This is a genomic window from Flavihumibacter sp. CACIAM 22H1 (genome assembly GCF_001601815.1).
GTDB lineage: Bacteria > Bacteroidota > Bacteroidia > Chitinophagales > Chitinophagaceae > Flavihumibacter.
Genome location: NZ_LUKG01000168.1, coordinates 1 through 2,042 on the forward strand (window position 1 = coordinate 1; position 2,042 = coordinate 2,042).

Below are 2,042 nucleotides of genomic sequence, written 5' to 3' on the forward strand. Positions count from 1 at the left end.
GACTGGTGCAAGTGGTTGAAGATCGCAAAGAAGGCATCCTGCGATTTTTTCAGCCTTGCTGAAGAATTGTACGTCGTCGATGATCAGTACATCGATCAATTGGTAAAAGTGAATGAAGTCGTTGATGGCATTGTTGCGGCTGTGGTCCATGAACTGGTTGATGAATTTCTCCGAACTCACATACAACACCACTTTATTGGCATTGCTCTTTTTCACTTCATTACCGATGGCCTGGGCCAGGTGGGTCTTACCCAAACCTACACCACCATATATAACAAGCGGATTGAAGGAATTGGCTCCCGGTTTCTCCGCCACAGTTTTACCTGCACGACGCGCCACGCGGTTGCAATCACCTTCAATGAATGTTTCAAAAGTATAGATAGGATTAAGCTGCGGGTCTATCTGCATTTTCTTCAGACCCGGAATAACAAAAGGATTCTTAACAGGATTATTAATCACCAGGGGAAAATCCATTTCGTTATTGGAATAGGTTTTGTACCCATGCCCGGTCACATCCATCGTCAACGGCTTGTTGGAACTGTTACCGCTATCAACCATGATGCGGTATTCCAGCCGGGCATCTTTTCCTAACTCACGCTTCAGCGTCTTCGCCAATAAATTTACGTAATGCTCTTCAAGATACTCAAAAAAGAATTGGCTGGGGACCTGGATCACCAACACGTTGTTCTTAACTGAGATTGCTCTGATCGGCTCGAACCATGTTTTGTAATGCTGCCACTCAACAATATCCTTAATGATCTTCAAACAATTCGCCCAGATTTTTTCAGCATTTTTCTCCATCTGTTGATAGGCAGTTTATTCGAATGACGTAAGTAATGTTAATGAAAAGTCCAGAAAAGCTTGTTCACACAATGTCAATAAAAAAATTTGGACAGGGAGGCGAATATCCAACTTGTTTGGATAAAAAAAAACTTTTATTCGAGTTGTTTTTTTTTAGCTTTCAGATAAGACACTTAATTTGACAAGTTTTTGGGTCAAAAATTTGGAAATCTCGAAAACAAATTTATTTGTCAACAAGCATTTTTACTACCCGCAACAATACGCACCATACCCGTTCCTTTCGCCTGTATCCCGCTACAATCAACGGCTATACCCCTCCGCTGCATCCATCCCGCCCTTCCTTATTATACACTTGGATTAACCAATAATCATTACTTTTGTTCATAACCAAAAATCTAAGACTGATTATGAGAAAAGCTTCTGCCATCCTGGTAGCATTCCTCCTTAGCTGCTCCGCGTTGTTTGCACAATACGAGAAAGGTAAACCATCCATTGGTATTAAAACAGGTCTTAACATAAGCACCTTCCGCACACCATTGTCTTACTCCGACTTTAACCCTTCATGGGATAAAGCCGGTTTCGTTGCCGGTGCATTTGTTGAACTTCCATTGAACAAACGTTTTTCTATACAGCCGGAGTTTCTGTACTCCGCTATGGGCTCCAACGTAGAAACCGATAAAGGCGATACCCGCTACCGCTTCAATTATTTCTCCATTCCCCTGGTGGTTAAGTTCAAGTTTGCTAAAAGCCTGGAGAGTGCTCGCCGGCGTGCAAGGCGATGTGCTGTTCCGCGGACGCGAACGCATGGATTATATCGACGAAACCGTTACCGTTACCGACCGCACCCGCGATTTTGATTTCGGTTATACCGGAGGCTTCGAAGCATCCATCAGCCCCCGCTTCACCGTTATGGCCCGTTATATTCACGGCATACAGGACGTAAGCCCCACTTCCAATGTCAACACGGCTATGAACCAGGCTGTACAGGCTACCGTTAATTTCTACCTGTGCAAACCCGGCGCTAAGAAAGCCAAAAATAATTTTTCCCCTACGGGAAAAATCCCCTCTGCCAATGGCAGAGGGGATTTTTTATGCGCCCGCCTTTTAGCTATTTTTGCAGCATCCGGGATAAAAACCCGGCAGCTATGCAAAAAGATATTTCCCTTAAACTTCGCCCCGCCGAAGCCGCCAGCGATACGACCATCACAGCCCTGATCGCCGCGGCAGAAGGTGTCTCTTCT

Annotated in this window: 1 protein-coding gene and 1 pseudogene; one reads left to right on the forward strand and one right to left on the reverse strand. The window is 44.7% G+C overall.

Annotation, left to right across the window (positions count from 1 at the left end; translation table 11 throughout):
• On the reverse strand, positions 1–801 hold an 801-nt coding region (locus A1D16_RS21630; RefSeq protein ID WP_290713825.1), incomplete at its 3' end, for a DnaA/Hda family protein.
• A 407-nt stretch (positions 802–1,208) separates the two neighbouring features.
• Between A1D16_RS21630 and A1D16_RS21805 the strand changes: the two are divergent.
• Positions 1,209–2,016 (forward strand): annotated as a pseudogene (locus A1D16_RS21805) (porin family protein).
• The last annotated feature ends 26 nt before the right edge of the window (positions 2,017–2,042 follow it).